General features: G+C 66.8%; 19 protein-coding genes. 7 read left to right on the top strand and 12 right to left on the bottom strand.

Annotated features, from left to right (window positions below; translation table 11 throughout):
• Nucleotides 1–83 precede the first annotated feature (83 nt).
• The 5 genes from MKW15_RS13595 to MKW15_RS13575 all read right to left on the bottom strand — a co-directional run bounded on the left by MKW15_RS13595 (nucleotide 84) and on the right by MKW15_RS13575 (nucleotide 5531).
• Nucleotides 84–1253 (bottom strand): ABC transporter ATP-binding protein, encoded by a 1170-nt coding sequence (locus tag MKW15_RS13595; protein WP_240858965.1) that lies wholly within the window; start codon nucleotides 1251–1253, stop codon nucleotides 84–86.
• Between the two features lie 3 nt (nucleotides 1254–1256).
• Entirely contained in the window at nucleotides 1257–2087 is an 831-nt protein-coding gene (locus tag MKW15_RS13590) for a carbohydrate ABC transporter permease (protein ID WP_240858963.1), read from the bottom strand.
• Between the two features lie 3 nt (nucleotides 2088–2090).
• Nucleotides 2091–3311: a carbohydrate ABC transporter permease gene (locus tag MKW15_RS13585; protein ID WP_308221049.1), complete on the bottom strand. Its 1221-nt coding sequence runs from the start codon at nucleotides 3309–3311 to the stop codon at nucleotides 2091–2093.
• Nucleotides 3308–4741 (bottom strand): extracellular solute-binding protein, encoded by a 1434-nt coding sequence (locus MKW15_RS13580; RefSeq protein WP_240858961.1) that lies wholly within the window; start codon nucleotides 4739–4741, stop codon nucleotides 3308–3310. Before MKW15_RS13580 ends, MKW15_RS13585 begins: the two co-directional genes overlap by 4 nt.
• 301 nt (nucleotides 4742–5042) lie before the next feature.
• On the bottom strand, nucleotides 5043–5531 hold the full coding sequence (locus MKW15_RS13575; protein WP_240858954.1) for a YflT domain-containing protein: 489 nt from the start codon (nucleotides 5529–5531) through the stop codon (nucleotides 5043–5045).
• A 102-nt stretch (nucleotides 5532–5633) separates the two neighbouring features.
• Between MKW15_RS13575 and MKW15_RS13570 the strand changes: the two genes are divergently transcribed.
• The 4 genes from MKW15_RS13570 (at nucleotide 5634) to MKW15_RS13555 (ending at nucleotide 10034) form a co-directional block, all read left to right on the top strand.
• Complete coding sequence (locus tag MKW15_RS13570; RefSeq protein ID WP_240858953.1) at nucleotides 5634–6959, top strand: magnesium transporter MgtE N-terminal domain-containing protein; 1326 nt, start codon at nucleotides 5634–5636, stop codon at nucleotides 6957–6959.
• On the top strand, nucleotides 6956–7483 hold the full coding sequence (locus tag MKW15_RS13565) for a DUF1003 domain-containing protein (RefSeq protein ID WP_240858952.1): 528 nt from the start codon (nucleotides 6956–6958) through the stop codon (nucleotides 7481–7483). Before MKW15_RS13570 ends, MKW15_RS13565 begins: the two co-directional genes overlap by 4 nt.
• A 263-nt stretch (nucleotides 7484–7746) precedes the next feature.
• The gene (locus MKW15_RS13560) at nucleotides 7747–8853 is read left to right on the top strand and encodes a lytic transglycosylase domain-containing protein (protein ID WP_240858951.1); all 1107 of its coding nucleotides are present in this window, start codon (nucleotides 7747–7749) and stop codon (nucleotides 8851–8853) included.
• Nucleotides 8854–8888: 35 nt separating this feature from the next.
• Nucleotides 8889–10034: an Mrp/NBP35 family ATP-binding protein gene (locus tag MKW15_RS13555; RefSeq protein WP_240858950.1), complete on the top strand. Its 1146-nt coding sequence runs from the start codon at nucleotides 8889–8891 to the stop codon at nucleotides 10032–10034.
• Between the two features lie 109 nt (nucleotides 10035–10143).
• Here MKW15_RS13555 and tatB read toward each other — a convergent pair whose 3' ends face one another.
• The 4 genes from tatB to sigE all read right to left on the bottom strand — a co-directional run bounded on the left by tatB (nucleotide 10144) and on the right by sigE (nucleotide 13473).
• Entirely contained in the window at nucleotides 10144–10620 is a 477-nt protein-coding gene (tatB, locus tag MKW15_RS13550) for a Sec-independent protein translocase protein TatB (RefSeq protein WP_240858948.1), read from the bottom strand.
• 9 nt (nucleotides 10621–10629) lie between these two features.
• On the bottom strand, nucleotides 10630–12186 hold the full coding sequence (locus MKW15_RS13545) for a S1C family serine protease (RefSeq protein WP_374247130.1): 1557 nt from the start codon (nucleotides 12184–12186) through the stop codon (nucleotides 10630–10632).
• Nucleotides 12183–12722 carry an anti-sigma factor gene (locus tag MKW15_RS13540; RefSeq protein ID WP_240858939.1) on the bottom strand — a complete coding sequence of 180 codons (540 nt, stop codon included), beginning with the start codon at nucleotides 12720–12722 and terminating at the stop codon, nucleotides 12183–12185. Before MKW15_RS13540 ends, MKW15_RS13545 begins: the two co-directional genes overlap by 4 nt.
• Nucleotides 12723–12867: 145 nt before the next feature.
• Entirely contained in the window at nucleotides 12868–13473 is a 606-nt protein-coding gene (sigE, locus tag MKW15_RS13535) for an RNA polymerase sigma factor SigE (RefSeq protein ID WP_240858937.1), read from the bottom strand.
• A 296-nt stretch (nucleotides 13474–13769) separates the two neighbouring features.
• Here sigE and MKW15_RS13530 point away from each other — a divergent pair, with 296 nt between their 5' ends.
• Nucleotides 13770–14408 carry an O-methyltransferase gene (locus MKW15_RS13530; protein WP_240858930.1) on the top strand — a complete coding sequence of 213 codons (639 nt, stop codon included), beginning with the start codon at nucleotides 13770–13772 and terminating at the stop codon, nucleotides 14406–14408.
• Nucleotides 14409–14449: 41 nt separating this feature from the next.
• On the opposite strand, the gene manB is transcribed toward MKW15_RS13530, so the two are convergent.
• The 3 genes from manB to rfbD are packed head-to-tail and all read right to left on the bottom strand — an operon-like array spanning nucleotide 14450 to nucleotide 17502.
• Complete coding sequence (manB, locus tag MKW15_RS13525) at nucleotides 14450–15571, bottom strand: mannose-1-phosphate guanylyltransferase (protein ID WP_374247128.1); 1122 nt, start codon at nucleotides 15569–15571, stop codon at nucleotides 14450–14452.
• 52 nt (nucleotides 15572–15623) lie between these two features.
• Nucleotides 15624–16535, bottom strand: coding sequence for a glycosyltransferase family 2 protein (locus MKW15_RS13520; RefSeq protein ID WP_308221047.1), 912 nt, complete (start codon nucleotides 16533–16535; stop codon nucleotides 15624–15626).
• Nucleotides 16536–16539: 4 nt separating this feature from the next.
• Nucleotides 16540–17502, bottom strand: coding sequence for a dTDP-4-dehydrorhamnose reductase (gene rfbD, locus MKW15_RS13515; RefSeq protein WP_240858986.1), 963 nt, complete (start codon nucleotides 17500–17502; stop codon nucleotides 16540–16542).
• 796 nt (nucleotides 17503–18298) lie between these two features.
• Here rfbD and MKW15_RS13510 point away from each other — a divergent pair.
• Complete coding sequence (locus MKW15_RS13510) at nucleotides 18299–19828, top strand: LCP family protein (RefSeq protein ID WP_374247114.1); 1530 nt, start codon at nucleotides 18299–18301, stop codon at nucleotides 19826–19828.
• Nucleotides 19829–19836: 8 nt separating this feature from the next.
• Nucleotides 19837–20550, top strand: coding sequence for a TIGR03089 family protein (locus tag MKW15_RS13505; protein WP_240858919.1), 714 nt, complete (start codon nucleotides 19837–19839; stop codon nucleotides 20548–20550).
• Nucleotides 20551–20641: the final 91 nt, after the last annotated feature.

Genomic DNA, 20641 nt, shown 5'->3' with positions numbered 1-20641 from the left:
GGGAAGAAACTCTTCCCCTAGATTTTGCGAGCACGCCATGACGCATTTCCGCAGTCAGGCGGCCGAAAGCAGTACTCTTCGCATCAGCGCAGGTTGGCGCCCGAACTCTGGTCGAACACAGCGACTTTGGCGGTGTCGAAGAACAGTTCGGCAGTCGAACCACGGCTCACCCGTGATTCCGGCGAGAGCCGCGCGATCATCTGCCCGCCACCGAAATCCGCGCCCGAGTCGGCCGACAACTCGGTGAGCGCATCACTCGACGCACGCTCCGAGTCAACACTGAAGTAGGCGTAGGTGTCTGATCCCATCGACTCGAGGACATCGATGGTCGCGTTGAAGGTGCCGCCACGCGCACGCGTGGTCGCATCGAGAAGTGCCGCGTCCTCGAGGTGCTCGGGCCGGATGCCCACGAGCACGTCGCCGTTGCTGCCCACGTCGCCTGCCCGGGAGACCACCTGCTGGTGATCGTCGAGTGAGATTGTGCCGATGGCGGTTTCGATCCCCGCCGAGCCGAGTCGGCCCGGCAAGAAGTTCATCGACGGCGAGCCGATGAAGCCGGCGACAAACACGTTGGCCGGGTGGTTGTAGAGCTCCTGCGGTGTCCCGATCTGCTGAACGTAGCCGGCGCGGAGGACCACCACACGGTCGCCGAGCGTCATCGCCTCGGTCTGGTCGTGGGTGACGTAGACCGTGGTGGTGTTCAGTCGGTTCTGCAACTGGGCGATCTCCGCACGCATCTGCACACGCAGCTTGGCGTCGAGGTTGCTGAGCGGCTCGTCCATGAGAAATGCCTTGGGCGAGCGCACGATCGCGCGCCCCATCGCCACACGTTGGCGCTGGCCGCCGGAGAGGTTGGCGGGCTTACGATCCAGGTATTGACCGAGGTCGAGAATGCGCGCCGCTTCTTCGACCTTCGACGCGATCTGGTCCTTGGACATCTTCGCCAGGGTGAGCGGGAAGGCGATGTTGTCGCGCACCGACATGTGCGGGTACAGCGCGTAACTCTGGAACACCATGGCGATGTCCCGGTCCTTGGGCGCACGCTCGTTGACCCGTTGACCACCGATGCGCAGTTCGCCCGAGGTGATGTCCTCGAGGCCGGCGATCATGTTGAGCGTGGTCGACTTTCCACACCCGGAGGGCCCCACGAGGATCACGAACTCGCCGTCGGCGATCTCGATGTTCACCTCGTGGACCGCGGTCGAACCGTCGGGGTATTTCTTGGTGACGTTGTCCAGAACGATCTCTGCCATGGGTTATCCCTTCACGGCGCCGGAGGTGAGTCCGGCCACGATTCGACGTTGGAAGAAGAGCACGAAGATGATGATGGGGATGGTGATGACCACGGCGGCGGCGGCGATCGATCCCGTGGGTTCCTGGAACTGACTCGAACCGGTGAAGTTGGCGATGGCCACCGGAGCGGTGATCGCTCGTTCCGTCGACGTGAGCGACAGGGCGAGGAGCAGGTCGTTCCACGCGAAGATGAACACCAGGATCGCGGCCGTCACGACGCCCGGCGCGGCCAGCGGCGCGATCACCCGGGTGAACGCCTGCCATGGGGTGGCGCCGTCCATCTTGGCCGCCTTCTCCAGCTCCCAGGGGATCTCCCGGAAGAAGGCCGACAGCGTGTAGATCGCCAGCGGCAGCGCGAAGGTGATGTACGGCAGGATGAGTCCCGGCCAGGTGTCGAACAGGCCGAGACGACGCTCGATGTTGAACAGTGGTGTCACCAGCGAGATCTGCGGGAACATCGCGATCAACAGGGACGCCCCGATGAGCAGCTTCTTTCCGGGGAAGTCCAGCCGGGCAACGGCATAGGCCGCCATGGTGCCCAGGATCACCGCGATCAGCGTGGTGATCAGTCCGATTCCGATGGAGTTACGCAGGGCCGACGTGAACGAGCTGGTGTCGAAGATGCCCTTGTAGTTCTCCAGCGTCCACTCCTGCGGGATGAAGTTGCCGTCCAGAACCGTCGCCGGCGATTTGAAGGAGAGGCTGATGATCCACAGCAGTGGGATCACCGCGTACAGGATCACCAAGATGTTGGCGATCGACCACCACGCCTTGGATTTCGCACTGTGCTTCATGAACTACCTCCCCTCCTCGTCGCTACCCGGGGCGGCGGTGCCGAATCCCTTGATGAAGATGAACGCGATGATCGCGACGCAGACGAAGATGAGGATCGAGATCGCCGAGCCCACACCGAGGTTGAACGCCCCGAACAGGTTGTCGTAACCGAGGATCGACACCGAGTAGGTGTTGTTCGATCCGCTGGTCAACACGTAGATGTTGTCGAAGATGCGGAATGCGTCGAGCGTGCGGAACAGCAACGCCACCAGGATGGCCGGCTTCATCAGCGGAATGATGATGCGCCACAGCCTCGTCCACGCACCTGCACCGTCGACTTGCGCAGCCTTGAGCAGGTCGTCGGGTACCAGCGCCAGGCCCGCAAGAAGCAATAGCGCCATGAACGGCGTCGTCTTCCAGACCTCGGCCAGCACGATGATCGCCAGGGACGGCCATTGCTCGGTGAGCGGGGCGGTCCCGTCGGGCAGCAAGTTGGCCAGGTATCCGGTGTCCGGGGTCCAGGCGTAGTACCACGAGAACGCCGCCGCGACGGTGACGATGCCGTACGGGATCAACACAACCGTGCGAATAGTGCCCCTACCGAAGATGGTGCGGTGCATGACAAGTGCGATCGCCATACCCAGAACCAGTTCGATGGCCACCGACACGATCGTGATCCCGAGCGTCACCGAGAACGCCGTCCACCAATAACTGTCGGTCAGCACCGTGACGTAGTTGCTGAACCAGACGAACTCCCGCTCACCCGGCGCCGACAAGCTCGCCTTGTTCAACGAGAGCCAGACCGCGTAGAGGATCGGATATCCCGTGACGAGCAGCATCATGATCGCCGCGGGCGCGACCAGCCAGAAGGCCAGCCGGCGCTCCGCGGACTTGCCCTCGCTGATCTTGCCTCCGGCACTCGGGGTTTCCGGTGTGGCGGTCCGTTCGGCGACAGCGGTGGTGGCGGCCGATGCGGGGACCGCAGCTGCCGGTGAGGCAACCGTCGGCGACGCGACGGTGTCGGCATTCTGCGGTTCGGCATGCCCGGCGGACGCCGGCGGGGTCCAGATGTCCGAGTGCACTGGAGGAGTGCCGGACTCGTCCTTGCGCAACGGAATTCCGCCGGTCGCCGGCGGAGCGTCGTCGGGCAGTGCGTGCCGCCCGGCGCGTGGCCGGGAATCGTCACCGGTGTCACCGGCGCCTGGTTCGTTGACGCTGCCTGGTTCGTGGTCTCCGGTTGTCACGGGATCAGCCCCTCCCCGTTGATCGCTTTCTGCACCGCATCAGCGAGTTCGTCGGCCATCGTCTCCGGGTCCCACTGCCCGACCGGACTCAACTTGGCCGTGACCAGCGTCGAAATGGATTGGTAAACAGGAGACTTGGGCCGGACTGCAGCGCGATTGGCCTCCAGCTGCTCCTTCACGTCGTCGGCCATCGGATAGGCGGCCCGGAACTCGGGATCGGAGTAGAGCGCCCCGATCACCGGCGGCGGTCCGGCTTCGAGCGCGAACTGCCGTTGCGATTCCGCCGAGGTGATGCACTGGGCGGCCTTGAACGCAAGATCCTGTTGCGCAGACGTGCTGGCGACCGCGATGTTGAATCCGCCCAAGGTGGTTCGCGACGGCCGGTCGCCGACCCCCGGGTACTGGGCGAAGTCGAAGACCTTACGTACCTCGGCATTCACCGGGGCCAGTTGCTCGTCGGTGGTGTCCTCCTTCGGCCCGTCGGCGTCGAACAGGTCCGCGTACTTCTTCACGTCCGGCAGGAAATCGACCGACCCGGCCGCCGCATTCGTCGCCATCCCCGAGAAGACGAACGGCCAGTTCACCTGATAGATGGCCTGCCCCTTCTCCATTCCGGTACGCGAGGACCCCTCGTCGGAGTTGGTGAGGGATGGATCGGCGCCCGGTGCCGTGGCGATGGACTTCATGATCTGCAGCGCGCGCACGGTGGCGGCCCGATGCTCTGGGGTGTCGACCAGCGTGACCTTGTCGGGGTTCTCCGGATCGACGACCTGGCCGCCGGCGCTCACGAGCACCGAATTGAACCAGACCATCAGGCCCTCATACTGCTTGCCCTGCACCATGATGTACGACGGTCCGCCGTCCGCAAGGCTCTTCTGGGCGTCGACGAGCATCCCCTCCCAGTTCTTGGCCGGACCTCTCGCGCCGATCGTCTTGAGGACATCCTTGCGGTACCACAGCAACTGGGTGTTGGTCGACATCGGGATCGCGAAGAGACGTTCGCGATCTTCGTCTTTCTTGCGCCAGGTCGCGGTTTCCAGCGGACCCCCGAGGGTGCGCGCGGTGACTTCGGCGGCCACCTGGTCGGGAACCGCCACCACCCAACCCGCATCGGCGAACTCCGCGGTCCAGACGACGTCCATGGACATCAGATCGAGACCCTTGTCGTTGCCGGCCAGACGTCGGGCCAACTGAAGTCGCTGGTCGTCGGCGTTTTTCGGCAGGACGGTGGTGACCACCTTGTACTCGCCGCCGGACTCCGAGGAACACCGGTCACCGATCTTGGCGAAGGTCGACGCACCGTCGGCGGGCGAATAGAAGTTGATGACCCCGGGTGAGTAGCTGTCCCCGCACGCGCTGATGATCGGCAGAGCCGCCGCGAGTGCTGCGACCGCGACGGTGGCCTTGCGCCCTATTCGTTTGGTTCCCATCGACTTTCGCGACTCAGTCGCGCCCACCTGTCTTGGTGGGCCTGCCTGTTCAGTTGGGGATCCCCGACGACTCGTACCACCAGCGCTGACCGAACTCCGCACGGAGCCTCCTCGATGTCGTACGCGGTGCAGCACGACGTGACCGCACCGTGAGCGTCTGGAGGGCTACGCTATACGGCAAGATTCGTGACATGCAACACATTCGGCATGGACGTGCCACATCGTCGCCGATTGTGATCGGGTCGTGTCCTGCTCGGCAGCGTCCGCGCAGCATCGGACTCGGATAACCCCTCGAGGGTCCTCAGACCGCCAGTCGGGCGAGCATGTCGCGGGCCTTCTCCGCGCTCTTCGGGTCGCACAGCACGTCGTATCGTCCGGCGACGAGCTGCATGGTCGACGCGAAATCGCGCTGACCCCGGGTCGCCGCGTACGGGATGGTGGCCGAGATCAGGCCGAAAATGATGCCACCGACGATGCCCACCAGGATCGGGACAAACGGTGAGCCGGTGAACACCAACGACACCAGCAGACCGAAGAAGAAGCCCAACCACGCTCCGGACACCACGCCGCCACCGATCACCTTGCCCCAGGTGAGCCGACCGATCACGCGCTCGACCTGCATGAGGTCGACGCCGACGATCGTCACGTCCTGCACGGTGAAGTGCTCGTCGGACAGGTAGTCGACGGCGCGCTGAGCCTCGGCATAGGTGGCGTAGGAACCGATCGGCCAGCCCTTGGGCGGAGTCGGCAGGCCCGGTGTCTGTTGGCCGGGTCGCATCGGATTGGTCATGTCGGGCTCCTCTGGATCGCACCTGTACGTGTGGCGCGCGACATCCCCAACACGACGGTCGGCGACACCGCACGCGGCGCCGTTACCACTACCCTTACTCCCATGGCGTCGGTGAGCAAGGTGTTCGTGGCCAGATTAGTCGGATTGGCCGTCCTTGGTCCTGATGGTGAATCCATCGGTCGCGTCCGCGACGTGGTGGTGAGCGTCCGACTCGTCGGCCAACAACCTCGCGCGCTCGGCCTCGCGGTCGAATTGACCACTCGCCGAAGAATTTTCGTTCCGATGCTGCGCGTCACCTCGATCGACCCCCAAGCGGTGACCCTGAACACCGGCAATGTCAGTCTCAGACGCCTGCATCTGCGCCCCGGCGAGGCCCTCGCGATCAGTCAGATCCTGGACAGTCACGTCAAGGTGAACGATCCCGACCTACCCGAACTCGCCGACGCCGAGGTGAACGTCATCGATCTCGGCATCGAGCAGACTCGGACCCGCGACTGGGTCGTGTCGCGCGTCGCCATCCGGGGTGGTCGTCGTGGCTTGCGGCGCCGCGGTGAAACACACGTCGTGGAGTGGTCGCATGTCAGCGGGCTGACCCAGAGCGCACTGAACCTGCCCGGCCAGGGAGTGGCTCAGGTCCTGCTCCAGTTCGAGGGCATGCGCGCCGCCGACGTTGCCAACGCCCTGCGTGAGCTACCGGCGAAACGGCGCGACGAGATCGTCGCGGCCCTCGACGACGAACGCGTCGCCGACGTGCTGCAGGAACTGCCGCCCGACGACCAAACCGACGTCCTCGCCCACCTCGATCGCGCGAGGGCCGTCGACATCCTCGAGGCCATGGATCCCGACGACGCCGCCGACCTCCTCGGCGAGCTGCCCAACACCGAGGCCGAGGCCCTGCTCGAGGAGATGGACCCGCAGGAATCCGAACCGGTGCGTCGACTGCTGCTGCATTCCCCCGACACCGCCGGCGGCATCATGACGTCGGAGCCCATCGTCGTGACCGCGTCGACCACCATCGCCGAGGCATTGGCCCGCGTCCGTAATCCGGACCTCACCCCGGCCGCTGCGAGCATCGTGTTCGTGGTCCGACCGCCCACCGCCACACCGACGGGCAAGTACCTCGGCTGCGTGCACCTGCAGGCGCTGCTGCGTGAGCCCCCGGCCAACATCGTCGGCGGCATCCTCGACACCGACCTGGCCAACCTGCGGCCCGAGGACTCCCTCGAGACCGTGACTCGGTACTTCGCGACGTACAACCTGGTCTGCGGGCCGGTCGTCGACGAACAGCGCCATCTGCTCGGCGCCGTCAGCGTCGACGACCTGCTCGACGAGATCCTCCCCCGCGACTGGCGCGAGAACGAGCCCGACGACGATGAGACCCCGACCGTCGGGCTGGGCACCCACGTACCCGGAGTGGGCCGCTCATGAGCGAGCAGTCCGGGCGCAAACTGGATCAGCCGAGCACGCGTCGAGGGATCTCGTTCAACCTCGACTCCGACATCGTCGGCAGCTATGCCGAGCGCATCGCCCGCTTCCTCGGCACCGGCCGGTATCTGGCGATCCAGACCGTCATCGTCATCGTGTGGGTGGCGCTGAATCTGATCGCGGTTTCCATCCGGTGGGACCCGTACCCGTTCATCCTGCTCAACCTGGCCTTCTCCACCCAGGCCGCGTACGCCGCCCCGCTGATTCTGCTGGCCCAGAACCGGCAGGAGAATCGCGACCGGATCGCGCTCGACGAGGACCGCAGCCGCGCCGCCCAAACCAAGGCCGACACCGAGTTCCTGGCACGCGAACTCGCCGCGGTCCGACTTGCCGTCGGTGACACCGTCTCCCGCGATTACCTGCGCAAGGAACTCGACGACCTGCTCGACGAGCTGACCGAACGCATCACCGCGGCCGGCGACGACGATTCGGCGAAGGCGGATCGCACCAGAAGGCGGTCTGAGTAACTTCCGAGGTCCAAGGACCGATCATCTGCAGGTGAGCACACAAAGCGACGGTTCCTGCATTGGGTCGTGCGACCCATATGTATGGTGGGTCACAGATTCGGGTCGCCCGTCCGTGTTCGGCATCGCGACCCGCAACGTTTTTCCCATGCGCTGTCGGGGGCGAATTGAGTGATGTGTGCGAGCAACGGAGCTGACGTGAGCGAGTCTGCACAAGCGTGCGGGATCGGCATCGTGGATGGGGCCGATATGGCGGGTGGCAAGCGATGAGGCCAGGTGACCTCTTCAGACGTGCCCAGGGCCCGCGTCGCCCGCTGCGGGTACCCCGGCGGGCCATCGGCGTCGCCACCGGCAGCGTGCTGGTGGGTGCGATGGTGCTCGGCACCGCCACCTCGAGTGCGCATGGCGGCGTGACCGCTGTCGCTGCCGAAGAACAGACACCCGTGGTGGTCGCCGCGGTAGTCGCGTCCGAGCCGGTCACCGTGCTCGGTTTCGCTCCGCCACCACCCAAGGCAGCGGCTGCGCTGACACCGCAGTTGCGGATCGCCACCGACCTGCCCAGCGGTCCGCTCGGTATCCCGGGCGTCGTCCTGCAGGCCTACAAACTCGCCGCAAATCGACTCGGAGCCGAGTCCCCGCAGTGCAAGCTGCCATGGTTCCTGCTGGCCGGCATCGGACGCATCGAGTCCAACCACGCGAGCAACGGGTCGGTCGACCAGTACGGCACCACCATCAACCCGATCGCCGGTCCCGTGCTCGACGGTTCACTGGCCGGCAACGCCGTCATCCACGACACCGACGGCGGCCGGATCGACGGCGATTCTGCGCACGACCGCGCCATGGGGCCGATGCAGTTCATCCCGAGCACCTGGGCGAGTTGGGGCTCCGACGCCAACGGCGACGGAAAGGCCGACCCCAACAACGTCTTCGACGCGACCTACTCGGCCGGACGCTATCTGTGCGCGGGCGTCTCCGACATCATGAACGACAGCAACAAAGTCGCCGCGGTGCTGCGCTACAACCACTCGATGGAGTACGTGGCCAATGTGTTGTCCTGGGCGGGGGCGTATGCGACGGGCGTTATGCCGACCAATCCGATCCCGGAACCGAAGCACGCGGCGTCGTCCTCCAAGAAGTCGTCGTCGAAGCCATCCAAGCCGTCCTCCTCCAAGAGCGGTTCGAAGTCGAATTCGTCCTCGTCGTCGAGCACCACCACGACCACCAAGCCCTGTGTGGTGATCTGCCTGCCCGACATCACCTTGCCGCCACTGCCCGGCCAGCCGCGCACGAGCCCCAAGCGGACGGCGCCCAATCCGGGCGCACGGCCGGCGAACCCGTCCGCTGGGCGTTCCACGCCGGTACCGGTGCGCTGAATCCCACGTCGGATGCCGCCGGTAAACTGGCGCTGATGACAACCGGAGTCGCACCAACGGAATCCTCGGTTCGCGCCGCCCTCAGCAAGGTCCGCGACCCGGAGATCGGCAAACCCATCACCGACCTGGGAATGGTCAAGTCGGTCTCGATCAACGACGACGCGAGTGTCGACGTGGCGGTCTACCTCACGACCTCCGGGTGTCCGATGCGCAACGAGATCGCCGAGCGGGTCGAGCACGCGGTCGCCGACGTCCCCGGTGTCGGCACGGTGCGCGTTGGCCTCGACGTGATGAACGACGAGCAGCGCACCGAACTGCGCAAGAAGCTGCGTGGCGACAAGTCCGAACCCGTGATCCCCTTCGCCCAGCCCGGGTCGCTGACGCGGGTCTATGCGGTCGCGTCGGGCAAGGGCGGTGTTGGTAAGTCGAGTGTGACCGTCAACCTGGCCACCGCACTCGCGGCACGAGGCCTCTCGGTCGGTGTGCTCGACGCGGACATCTACGGCCACTCGGTCCCGCGGATGCTCGGCAGCGACGCCAAGCCGACGCAGGTCGAGAAGATGATCATGCCGCCGATCAGCCACGACGTTCGGTTCATCTCCATCGGACAGTTCACCGACGGGAACACTCCGGTGACGTGGCGTGGGCCGATGCTGCACCGTGCGCTGCAGCAATTCCTCGCCGACGTCTACTGGGGCGATCTCGACGTTCTGCTGCTCGACCTGCCGCCCGGCACCGGCGACGTCGCCATCTCCATCGCACAGCTGATCCCGGGGGCGGAGATCCTGGTGGTGACGACCCCGCAGCAGGCGGCGGCCGAGGTTGCCGAACGGGCCGGCGCCATCGCGCTGCAGACCCGCCAGAAGATCCTGGGCGTCGTCGAGAACATGTCGTGGCTCGAACTGCCGGATGGCACCCGGATGGAGCCGTTCGGATCCGGTGGCGGCGAGCAGGTGGCGCAGCGGCTCACACGAGCAGTGGGCGCGCCGGTGGAACTGCTCGGACAGATCCCACTGGAGCAGGCGCTGCGCGAGGGCGGCGACGCCGGCGTCCCCGTCGTCCTGTCCGCGCCCGACTCACCGTCGGGGTCGGCGTTGCGCGCCGTCGCGGACAAACTCGCCGTGCGGCGCCGTGGCCTGGCGGGCATGAGCCTGGGCATCGACACCACCCGCCACGGCTGATCTCAGGGAGTCGCGACCGGACACCCTGTGTCCTGTTGGAGAATCTGTTTGCTGCAGCACACAGATCACCCGATTCGACACAGGGTGTGTCCGCCAAGCCGCAGACAGATCAGGTGGCATCCCAGTCGGTGACCGACGGCCGTTCCGTGCTGCGCGGCCGGGGTGCTGCCTCGGAGGGACCCGACTTCGTGATGTCGATCTTCGACGTATCCACCCCCGGGGCGTCGGTAGGCAGGGGTTTGGAGACCGGCTTGATCGCCGGGGTATCGCCGTCCCGCTCGAAAGTCGTTGCCTCCGAAGCCATTCGGAAGACGGAGTCGTCTCCGTCGAGTAGATGTTTGGTGACGATCGAGCGGGGCGTCATGCCACGCAGCTCGTTGAGTTCCGCGAGCGGTTTGCGAAGATCCTCGAAATCGGGGCCGAGTTCCTCTTTGAGTTGGCTGGTGGCGCCCGACGCATAATCGCGAACCTGACGCAGCGACTTCATCGTCCACGACACCGCGCCGGGCAGACGTTCGGGACCGAGAATGATCAACCCGGCCACGATGAGGATCGCGATCTCTCCCCAACCCACGCTGCTGAACATGTCTACGCCTCAGTCACTGGCAGGCGTGACGGTGCCGTCGAAGACGCGCCCGTCGCGCCAATACTTGAATGGTGTTGCCTTGCCGATTGTCGCTGTTCGTACGGCGACGTTCAACTCGTCGGCACTCTCGACCGGACGGCCGTTGAAGGAGACGAAGACATCGTTCTCCCGAACACCCGCCCGATCGGCCGGACCGCCCGCGACGACGTTACGGACGAGCGCACCGAGCACCCGCTCGTTGCGCACCGAGCTGACGTTGACGCCGATCTGCGGATGAGTGACCTTGCCGTCCCGGATGAGGGCTTGCGCGATCGGTTGGGCCTGGCTGATCGGAATCGCGAAACCGAGTCCGATCGAACCGCCCCCACCGCTGCGGATGGCCGTGTTGATGCCGACGACCTGAGCGCGGTCGTTGACGAGCGGACCGCCGGAGTTACCCGGATTGATCGCGGCGTCGGTCTGGATGGCGTCGATCACCGCGTCGGTGTCGGACTCGGCGTCCGGTGGCAGTGAGACGGCGCGGTTGAGCGCACTGACGATTCCGCTGGTCACCGTCCGGTTGAGGCCGAGCGGCGAACCGAAGGCAACCACTTCCTCACCGATCTGCAGATCGTTGGAGTTGCCGAGGTTCGCGACGACGAGATTGGCGACGTCATCGACCTTGATGACGGCGAGATCGGTCTTGATGTCGCGGCCGACGATGCGGGCGGGCACCCGGGAGCGGTCGGAGAACACCACCTCGAGCTTGGCGCTGCGATCGTTCGCGGCCTGCGAGATCACGTGATTGTTGGTGAGGATGTAGCCGTCGCCGCTGATGACGAAGCCCGAACCGGTACCGGAAGCGCTGGCGGTGCGCACGTCGATCTCGACCACCGAGCGCGCGACCTTCTGCGCCACCTGCGCAACCGAAGACCGCGGTGCGCCGTTCCCGACGGAATCGTCAGTGGCCAGTTCGACGGTGTCGCTGTGCAAGGGTGCCGCCGTCTCCGCGGTCATCCGGCCGACAAGGCCCCCGAGGACACCGATGACCAGCGCGATCAGCGCAAGGATCACCAGCGCGACCCAGCTGACCCGCTTGCCCGACAGCACGTCGCGGACGCCCAGCTTGGGCCCGGCGACCGTGGGTTCTGCCGACTTCTCGGTGGCCACCGCAGGGGCGTCGAGGTGCGCCGCACTCTCTGGGTCCCGCCAGGGATCAATGGGGGTCGGCGGTTCGTCTTTCTCGCCGTACGTGGCGAGCGGGTCGCGCTGAAGGGTCTCCGCGGATCCGTCCGGCCGGCCGAAGGCTTCGGCGAGGACCGGGTCGGGCGCCGCGACCTGGGGCTCGGGCCGATTCGTCGTGGGGCCGGCAGCGAAGGAGCCACGCACTCCTGAGGGTCGTCCGAAGACCTGCGCGGCGGCCGGGGACACGGGGGCGTGGCGCGGGCGCGCTGGCGGCGGGGTCACCGATGACGTCGGCTCCGCATTCTGCGGACGCTCGAACGGGGAATGGACGGTCGCAGCGTCGCTGCTGGACTCGTCAGATGTGCGGGGGGTGTCTGTCTCTCGGTTGTCATCCACGCTCAGCGACCCCACCGACGTGTCATCCGGCCCCGGGTCAACGGGGTTCCCGGTGTGATGGGTGCGGCAGGTGGCAGGCTGCGGCCCATACGGTCGGGGCCCATCCGGTCGGTCGGAGTGTCACGCGGGGTCATGTCGATCTCGCGGGTGGGGATCTGGGTGAGCTGGCTGAGCAACGAGTCCGGAATGGCGACCCGACCGGACTCACGAAGGCGGGCGCGGGCCGACGTCTGCGCGTCGACCGCAGCGACGCACTCGGGACACAACGCGAGATGGTGGGTGGCGCGCATGTGCGCGGTCATGCCCAGCTCACCGTCGACAAATGCTGCGACGGCTTCCGGGGCGAGGTGTTCGGTGGGGGCGAATTGTCTGCCGCCGGGGCTGCCCGGGCGACGATAGCCACGATTGGGTCCGATGGACGACGGTGCCGGATTCCAGTTACCGGGATTCCACGCCATGCGGCGGCGTCGAAAGCTCGGTGCCGACGCCGCGTCGGCGCCCTCGTCACCGCGGGCCGACCCACCACGATGGCCATCCATCATCGACAATTCACCCCTCTCCCGCGACGCGTGGTCGCATGCGACGTCCAAGCCTATCCGAAAGTGACAACGTCGCCTGGCGCGGCAAGGTTCCCGAGTCGCACGCATTCACCTCGACGTCACGACGCGGAACACGCGCCGGGCCAGCTCAGCGGCCGACTGCGACCGAACGGCTGTCCGTGTGGCCCTGTGCGGCGAGCGCGTCGCGAATGGTCTGCCGACCACGATGAATACGGCTTCGGACGGTGCCCAGCTTCACGCCCAGGGTGGTCGCGATCTCCTCGTAGGACAGACCCTCGATGTCACAGAGCACTACGGCGGCACGGAACTCCGGAGCCAACGAATCCAGGGCACGTTGGAGATCGGGATCAAGATTGCTCGCGTCGAAGATCTGCTGGGGATCGGGCGTGTCGGCGGGCACCCGGTCGTATTCCTCGGGCAGAGCCTCCATGCGGATCTTGTTGCGCCGCCGGACCATGTCGAGGAACAGGTTGGTGGTGATGCGGTGCAACCACCCCTCGAAGGTTCCCGGGCGATAGTTGGACAGCGACCGGAAGACGCGGATGAACGTCTCCTGGGTGAGATCCTCGGCGTCGTGCTGATTGCCCGACAACCGGTAGGCCAGGCGGTAGACCCGGTCGGCGTGCTCACGCACCAACTCGTCCCACGACGGCATGAGGAGTTCGTCGCCGGTGGCGTCGAATCCGGCGGTCCCGGTGAGGACCATGTCGGTGGACTCCAGGGGTTCGGTCATCGTCGGAGGTTTGTTCCCTTCTGGTGCTGTCGCATCGCCCGTCTGTCAGCGGTCTCCCGCTCGGTGCGGCAACTGTTCACTCCTGCGAACATCGGACATCGGGCGGGTATTCCGTCGGCCGCGATCTCAGCCTCTCCCACCGTCGTGTGGTCGCCGTATGAGACCCCTGAGGTTTCGCTGAGGATGTGGGACGGTCGCACAGGTCGAAACGAAATGGCCTGCTCGCGGGGTGCGCGAGGCCACTTTGTGGCGTGCCGTGACCACGATCCGGGGCGCATGCGGATTAACCTCGATGCGTGACCGACTCATCGCCTGCCGACCTCAACTCCTACGCGGAGTCGGCCATCGTCGAAGACGACGCATTGCTGGCCGCTCGCTCACGTGCCGACGAGTTGGGCACCGCCCCGGTCAGCCCCGCTGTCGGTGCGCTGCTGGCCGTGCTCGCGCGCGCCACCGATGCGCGGGCCGTGGTGGAGATCGGCACCGGAACCGGCGTGAGTGGACTCTGGCTGCTGAACGGTATGGCCGCCGACGGCGTGCTGACGACCATCGACCCCGAACCCGAACACCATCGCGCGGCGCGGCAGTCCTTCGCGGGCGGCGACATCCCGGCCGGCCGGACCCGCCTGATCAACGGCACGCCGCTCGAGGTACTCCCCCGCCTCACCGATGCCTCCTACGACCTGGTGTTCGTCGACGGCCCGCTGATCGACCATCCCCGGTTCGTCACCGAGGCGATCCGGATGCTGCGTCCGGGCGGAGTGGTCGTCGTGCACAACGCGACCGCGCAGGGGGCGGTCGGCGACCCCACGCGCAACGACCCACTGACCGCCGCAGCCCGCGAGGCCGCGATGCTCATCGCCGACGACGAACGACTCCTACCGGTGGTGATCCCGCTCGGCGCCGGCGTGCTCGCCGCCGCGAAAGCACGCTGAGCCCCTACTCACTCGCGCAACTGCGGCCCAGGCCGGGCCGATCAGACGTCGGTGGAGAACCGCACGCCGTTGTCCGGGATCTGGATGCCCGGCCAGACTCGTGCACCACGCAAGAGCTCGCAGCGCGCACCGATGTCGGCACCGTCTCCGATGACCGTGTCACGGATCAGGGCCCGCGGACCCACGCGAGCTCCGAAGCCGACGATGCTGCGTTCCACCACTGCACCCGCTTCGACGACTGCTCCGTCGAAGATGACTGCGCCGTCGAGTCGAGCGCGCGGCCCGATCTCGGCGCCACGGCCGACGACGGTACCGCCGATGAGCAGGGCACCCGGCCCCACGCCGGCACCCTCGTGGACCAGCGATTCGCCGTGGCGGTCGCCGAGTGCGGGTGACGGAGCGATGCCGCGCACCAGGTCGGCCGAGCCGCGCACGAAGTCTTCCGGGGTGCCCATGTCGCGCCAGTAAGCGTGATCGACGTGCCCGTGGATGTGCTTGCCCTCCAGCAGCAGACGCGGAAAGACCTCGCGTTCCACCGACACCGGCACTCCGGCCGGGATCGACTCGATGATCTCGCGTCGGAACACATACGTACCGGCGTTGATCTGGTCGGTCGGCGGGTCCTGGGTCTTCTCCAGGAACTCCGTCACACGCCCGTTCTCGTCTGTCGGAACGCACCCGAAGGCGCGAGGATCGCTGACCCGGACGAGATGCAAGGTGACGTCGGCGCCCGACTCACGATGTCCGCCGATGACGTCGCGAACGTCGGTGCCGCCGAGGACGTCACCGTTGAACACGACGATCGTGTCCGCGGTCAGCTCGTCGAGAACGTTCCGGATTCCGCCGCCGGTACCCAGCGGCTCGTCCTCGGTGACGTAGCGAAGGTGCAGTCCGAGCTTGGAACCGTCGCCGTAGTACTCGCTGAACACCGACGCCTTGAAGGACGTGCTCAACACCACATCCCGGATCCCCGCGGCCTGTATTCGGGACAGCAGGTGAGTCAGAAACGGCAACCCGGCCGTCGGCAGCATCGGTTTGGGCGCGGAGATGGTGAGCGGTCGCAGGCGCGTGCCCTTGCCCCCGACCAGCACCACTGCCTGCACGGCGTCGGCCTTGCCTGGGTCGATCTCACCTTCGGACACCGAGCCCCCCACGGCGTTCACATCCACTTGTCGGTTCCTTCCATCGGTCTGTTCCCCAACACTTCACCACCACTCACGATTTCTCGCTCGTTTCGGCAGATGAGGCCCGACGCGCCGAACGCACGGCGAGGCGCGACCGCACCGCCAGGCCGACCCGCAGCGCCAGCCGCAACGGCGCCCGCAACATCCCCGGGTTGCGGTCGGCCTGGAATTGATACGCGCTGAGATGGTGGGCGGGCAGCATCTTCTCCGGATTGCGTCCGGCCGAGTGACCCTTGGTGTGGATCACCTCGGCCGACGGGACGTAGACGTTGTCCCAGCCCGCGCGGCCGACACGATCACCGAAGTCGACGTCCTCCATGTACATGAAGTAACGGGAGTCGAAGCCGTCGATCGCGTCGAACGCCTCGCGGCGCACCAGCAGACACGAGCCAGACAGCCAGCCGGCCCTCCGCTCGGTCGGTGACTCGTTCTCGGCCCGGTAGGCGGCCGTCCACGGATTGGATTTCCACACCGTGCCGAGGACGGCGTGACCGGTCCCGGACACCAGATCGGGGACCCTGCGTGCCGACGGGTACACCGATCCGTCCGGCTCATGGATCAACGGCCCGAGCGAGCCGGCGCGCGGCCACCGATCGGCCGCGGCCAGCAGCTCGTCGATGGATCCGGGCAGCCACTCGACGTCGGGGTTGGCGATCACGATGAATTCGATCTGCGGGTCGATCTGGGCCACCGCGAGGTTGATCGCCCCGCCGTAACCGATGTTGCCGCCGGTGCGCAGAAGGGTGACGCGCTCATGGTCGCGTTCGGCGGCCTCCGGCGCGCCGTCACCGGACTCGTTATCGGCGATGATCACCCGGGGCCGTCGCTCGGTCGCCACCTGCAGGCTGCGCAGGAACGTCTCCAGATATTCACCGGACCAGTAGGTCACCGTCACCACTGCGACGTGATCGTCGGTGGGCAGACCTTCTCGGGGCACAGACACCGGCTCAGGGTAACGAACTACTTTCGGGCGCCGGCGCGGCGATCGCCTCGTCGAGGGCGGCACGCCACCCCCGCAGTGGTGTCAGACCGGCCGATGTCCACGACGCTTGCGAGAGCACCGAGTAGGCGGGCCGCGGTGCGGGCCGCGGAAACTCGGCGGTGGTGCAGGGCAGCACGCGGTCGGGTGACGCTCCGACATCGGCGAACACTGCTCGTGCGACGTCGAACCAGGTGGCCTCGCCTGCGTTGGTGGCGTGCAGGACCGCGCCGGCGACCCGCTCTGAGGGGCCTGCGGCGGCGAGTTCCCACAGACCGGCGGCGAGGTCGAGGGCGTACGTGGGCGAGCCGAGCTGGTCGTCGACGACCGACACCGACTCGCGGGTGCGTTCGAGGCGACGCATGGTCCCCACGAAGTCCTTGCTCGCCTCGGTGCCGGTGTACACCCAGGCGGTGCGGACAACCGTGGTGCGCGGGTCGGCGGCCAATGCCGCCCGTTCGCCGGCGAGTTTGCTTGCCCCATAGACGGTCGCCGGGGTCACCGACGTGGAGTCGTCCGGCTCAAAGGGGTGTCGAGTGCCGCCTGTCGCCGTTGCCCCCGCCGCGGCGTCGCTGAACACGTAGTCGGTCGAGATGTGGATCAACCAGGCACCGGCCGGTGCCGTGGCGCGGGCCAGGTTGGCAGGTCCCTCGGCATTGACGAGAAAGGCACCGGCACGATCCGATTCGGCGCCGTCGACATCGGTATACGCGGCGCAGTTGAGCACCACGTCCCCACCGGCGAGGCCCCTCAGCGCGGCATCCACGGAGGAGCCATCCGCGATGTCGACGTCGGCCGAGGTCAGCCACTTCACCCGGGCCTGCAGACGAGCCGCTGCCAGACGCGCCCGAAGCGCCGACCCGAGCTGGCCTGCGGCCCCGAGTACGTAGACCGTCGTCGGCTCTGCATCTCGCATCCCCATGGGCACCATCGTGCCGTACGACGACACGACCTTGCGCGTCGCGTCGGGCTTCCATCGGCGTTGCGTGCCCGGATTCTCGAGTCACTTCAGTAGCCTGGCGTCAGAGAAACAACACCAGAAACGTCAACCACTCCAACAACGGCCGTCTCACGATGTGCAGTTGGCACGTGGTCCAGTCGAAAGGTATCGCCCACTCGTGGATCTCCCACCTGACGGCGCCAGAGGACGTCCGCGACCACGCCCCGACACCGCCCCGGATCCGCGCCGACGTCGTCGGCCGACCGACCCCGGCCGGTCGGGAGCACCCCGCACAGCGGGCGGCGAGCGAGCCCGCGACAAAGAATTTCGCGGCCAACAGCTCGGCGGCCAAGAGCTCGGCGACGAACACCAGCGGCGCGACTCGGCCACCGAGCCCCGAAAGCCTCGCCCGCGTAGACCCGCAGCCGACGCCGGACGTTCGGAGCCTCGTGAACCGCGCTCATCAGAACGGACCCGAGACCCACACGCGCGTGATCGCGGACCCGACCGGAGGAATCGCACACCGGCGGGCGGCGAACGTCCGCGACGTCCCGCGCGCCCCGGCGAGAAGGACGGCACGAATCGCCGGTCGTCCGGAGAAATCCACACACGTAAGACCGGCAGCAGGCCTCGGCCCGACGGTCGACCCCGAACCGACGATCGACCCCGCAGCGACGACCGACGCAGAATTGAGGCGGCATCGACCAAGCCGCGCCGACCGCGCCCGCCCGGCGGCAAACCGGAGCGTCCCGCTCGCAAGAAGGCGGCGGACGCTGTAGTCGACTCTGTGGCAGCCGAGTCTGGGGCAGCCGACTCTGTTGTCGCGGACTCTGCGGTCACCGACTCCGCCACGGCGCCACCACCCGCCCGCACGGGCCCGAGAGGCCGCGGTTGGCTCGGACGTTCGGCGTGGGGACGCGGCTTCATCGCGCTGGTCTCGGCGGCGGTCTTGCTGTGCACCGGATACGCCTGGAACAGCATGAACAACCTGCAGGGCAAGATCAATCAGATCAGTGGTCTCGGGCTCGGTGACGCCGAGGACGGCGCCACCGACATCCTGCTGGTGGGCACCGATTCACGGACCGACGCCAAGGGCAACCCGCTGTCCGAGGAGGAGCAGCGGATGCTGCGCGCGGGCAACGAGGTGGCCACCAACACCGACACCATCCTGCTGATCCGGATCCCGAACGACGGGTCGTCGGCGACCGCGATCTCGATTCCGCGCGACTCCTACGTGAAGGCGCCGGGCATCGGGATGACGAAGATCAACGCCGCCTATGGAGCGACGCGCGAACGTACGCGCGTCGACGCCGTCAATTCCGGCAAGACCGAGAAACAGGCCGAGGCCGCAGGTGTCCTCGCCGGACGTAAGGCCCTGATCGACACCGTGGCCGGCCTGACCGGTGTGCGCGTCGACCATTACGCCGAAGTCGGCCTGTTGGGATTCGCCTTGCTCACCAAGGCGGTCGGCGGCGTCGAGGTCTGCCTCAAGGAGGCCAGCGCCGACCCGGTGACCGGCGCGAAATTCCGAGCGGGACGTCAAACCCTCAGCGGCCCAAGGGCACTCAGCTTTGTCCGACAACGTCACGGGCTCCCCCGGGGCGATCTCGACCGCATCACCCGTCAGCAGGCATATATGGCGTCGCTGACCCAGAAGATCCTGTCCGCGAAGACGCTCACCGATCCCGCCAAGCTCACCGATCTCGAGGAGGCCGTCTCCCGGTCGGTGGTCATCGACGACGATTGGGACATCCTGTCGTTCGCCGAACAACTGCGCGATCTCAGCGGCGGAAAGGTGAAGTTCGCGACCATCCCGGTGGTCGACGAACAGGGTTGGAGCGACGACGGCGAGCAGAGCGTCGTCCGCGTCGATCCGGACGCGGTCAAGAAGTTCACCGACGGGCTACTGAACGGCGGCAAGAGACAAGGCGAACGCAGCGACTACACGGTCGACGTGGTCAACGCCGGAACCGTTGACGGTCTGGCGTCGAATGTGGCGAACATCCTGACCAACAAGGGCTTCCAGGCCGGCCGCACGTCGACCGAGCCCGCCGACGTCCGCGACTCTGTGGTCTACGCACACGAGGACAACGAGGGCGCACGGATGCTTGCGCGCGACCTCGGTGGCGCACGAGTTCTTCTCGACCCCAACATCGACGCACATCGGCTGCGCGCGGTGCTGACAAACACCTACGCCGGCCCAGGATCGTTCTCCGACACCGGATCTCAGGAGGACAACCGTCCCGCCAGTGAGCGCGTCGGGAACAACCGTCCGCCCATCACCGCCGGCACCGACGGTCCGACCTGCGTGAATTGATGGCAGCCATGACCGCGCGCACCGTCACCGACGCCGTCTTCGGCGTCATCACCGACTGGTCGCGACCTCTGTTGACCTATTACGACGATCGGACGGGTGAGCGCACCGAACTGTCCGGCGCAACGCTGGGCAACTGGGCCGCGAAGACCGCCAATTACCTCATCGACGAGATCGGGGTGGTCTCCGGTGACGTCGTCCGCGTGGACTTGCCAGAGCACTGGCAGACGGCCGGCATCTTGCTCGGTGCCTGGTGGGCGGGCGCCGACATCCGACTCGGGCACGACGACGCGGCCGATGAGGTGGTCACGTTCACCGGCATCGACGGTATCGACGACCATCCCGACGCCGACGAACTCGTGATCGCCTCGCTCGACGCCTTCGCGCTGCCCCTTCGCAATTTGCCGCCCGGAGTCGCCGACTACGGCTCGGTGGTCCGCGTGCACGGCGATCAGTTCGCGTCGTCGTCGCAGGCCGGTCCGGCACTCGAGACGGCAACTGTCGCAGACGTTGTCGCCCAAGCGTTTTCGGCTGCCGAACACGAGGGCATAGGTCCCAACACCCGTGTCCTCTCGACTCGGGAGTGGCACACGCCCGACGGCGTGCTCGCCCATCTCCTCGGCCCGTTGGTGGTCGGCGCGTCGCTCGTGCACGTCTCCGGCGCCAGGCCCGACGCACTCGACGCACGAGCCGCGACCGAGAAGGCAGACCTCATCCTGACCTGACTTACGACGCCGCACCCCTGCTGGTTGAGTAGCGAGGAGCGAGCCCTTCCCACACTCCTGAGGTCGAAGACCTACCGCGATCCGATCCCTT

The sequence above is a fragment of the Gordonia gummivorans genome (assembly GCF_022513585.1).
Lineage (GTDB): Bacteria > Actinomycetota > Actinomycetes > Mycobacteriales > Mycobacteriaceae > Gordonia.
This window is presented reverse-complemented; position numbering and strand designations above follow the sequence as displayed.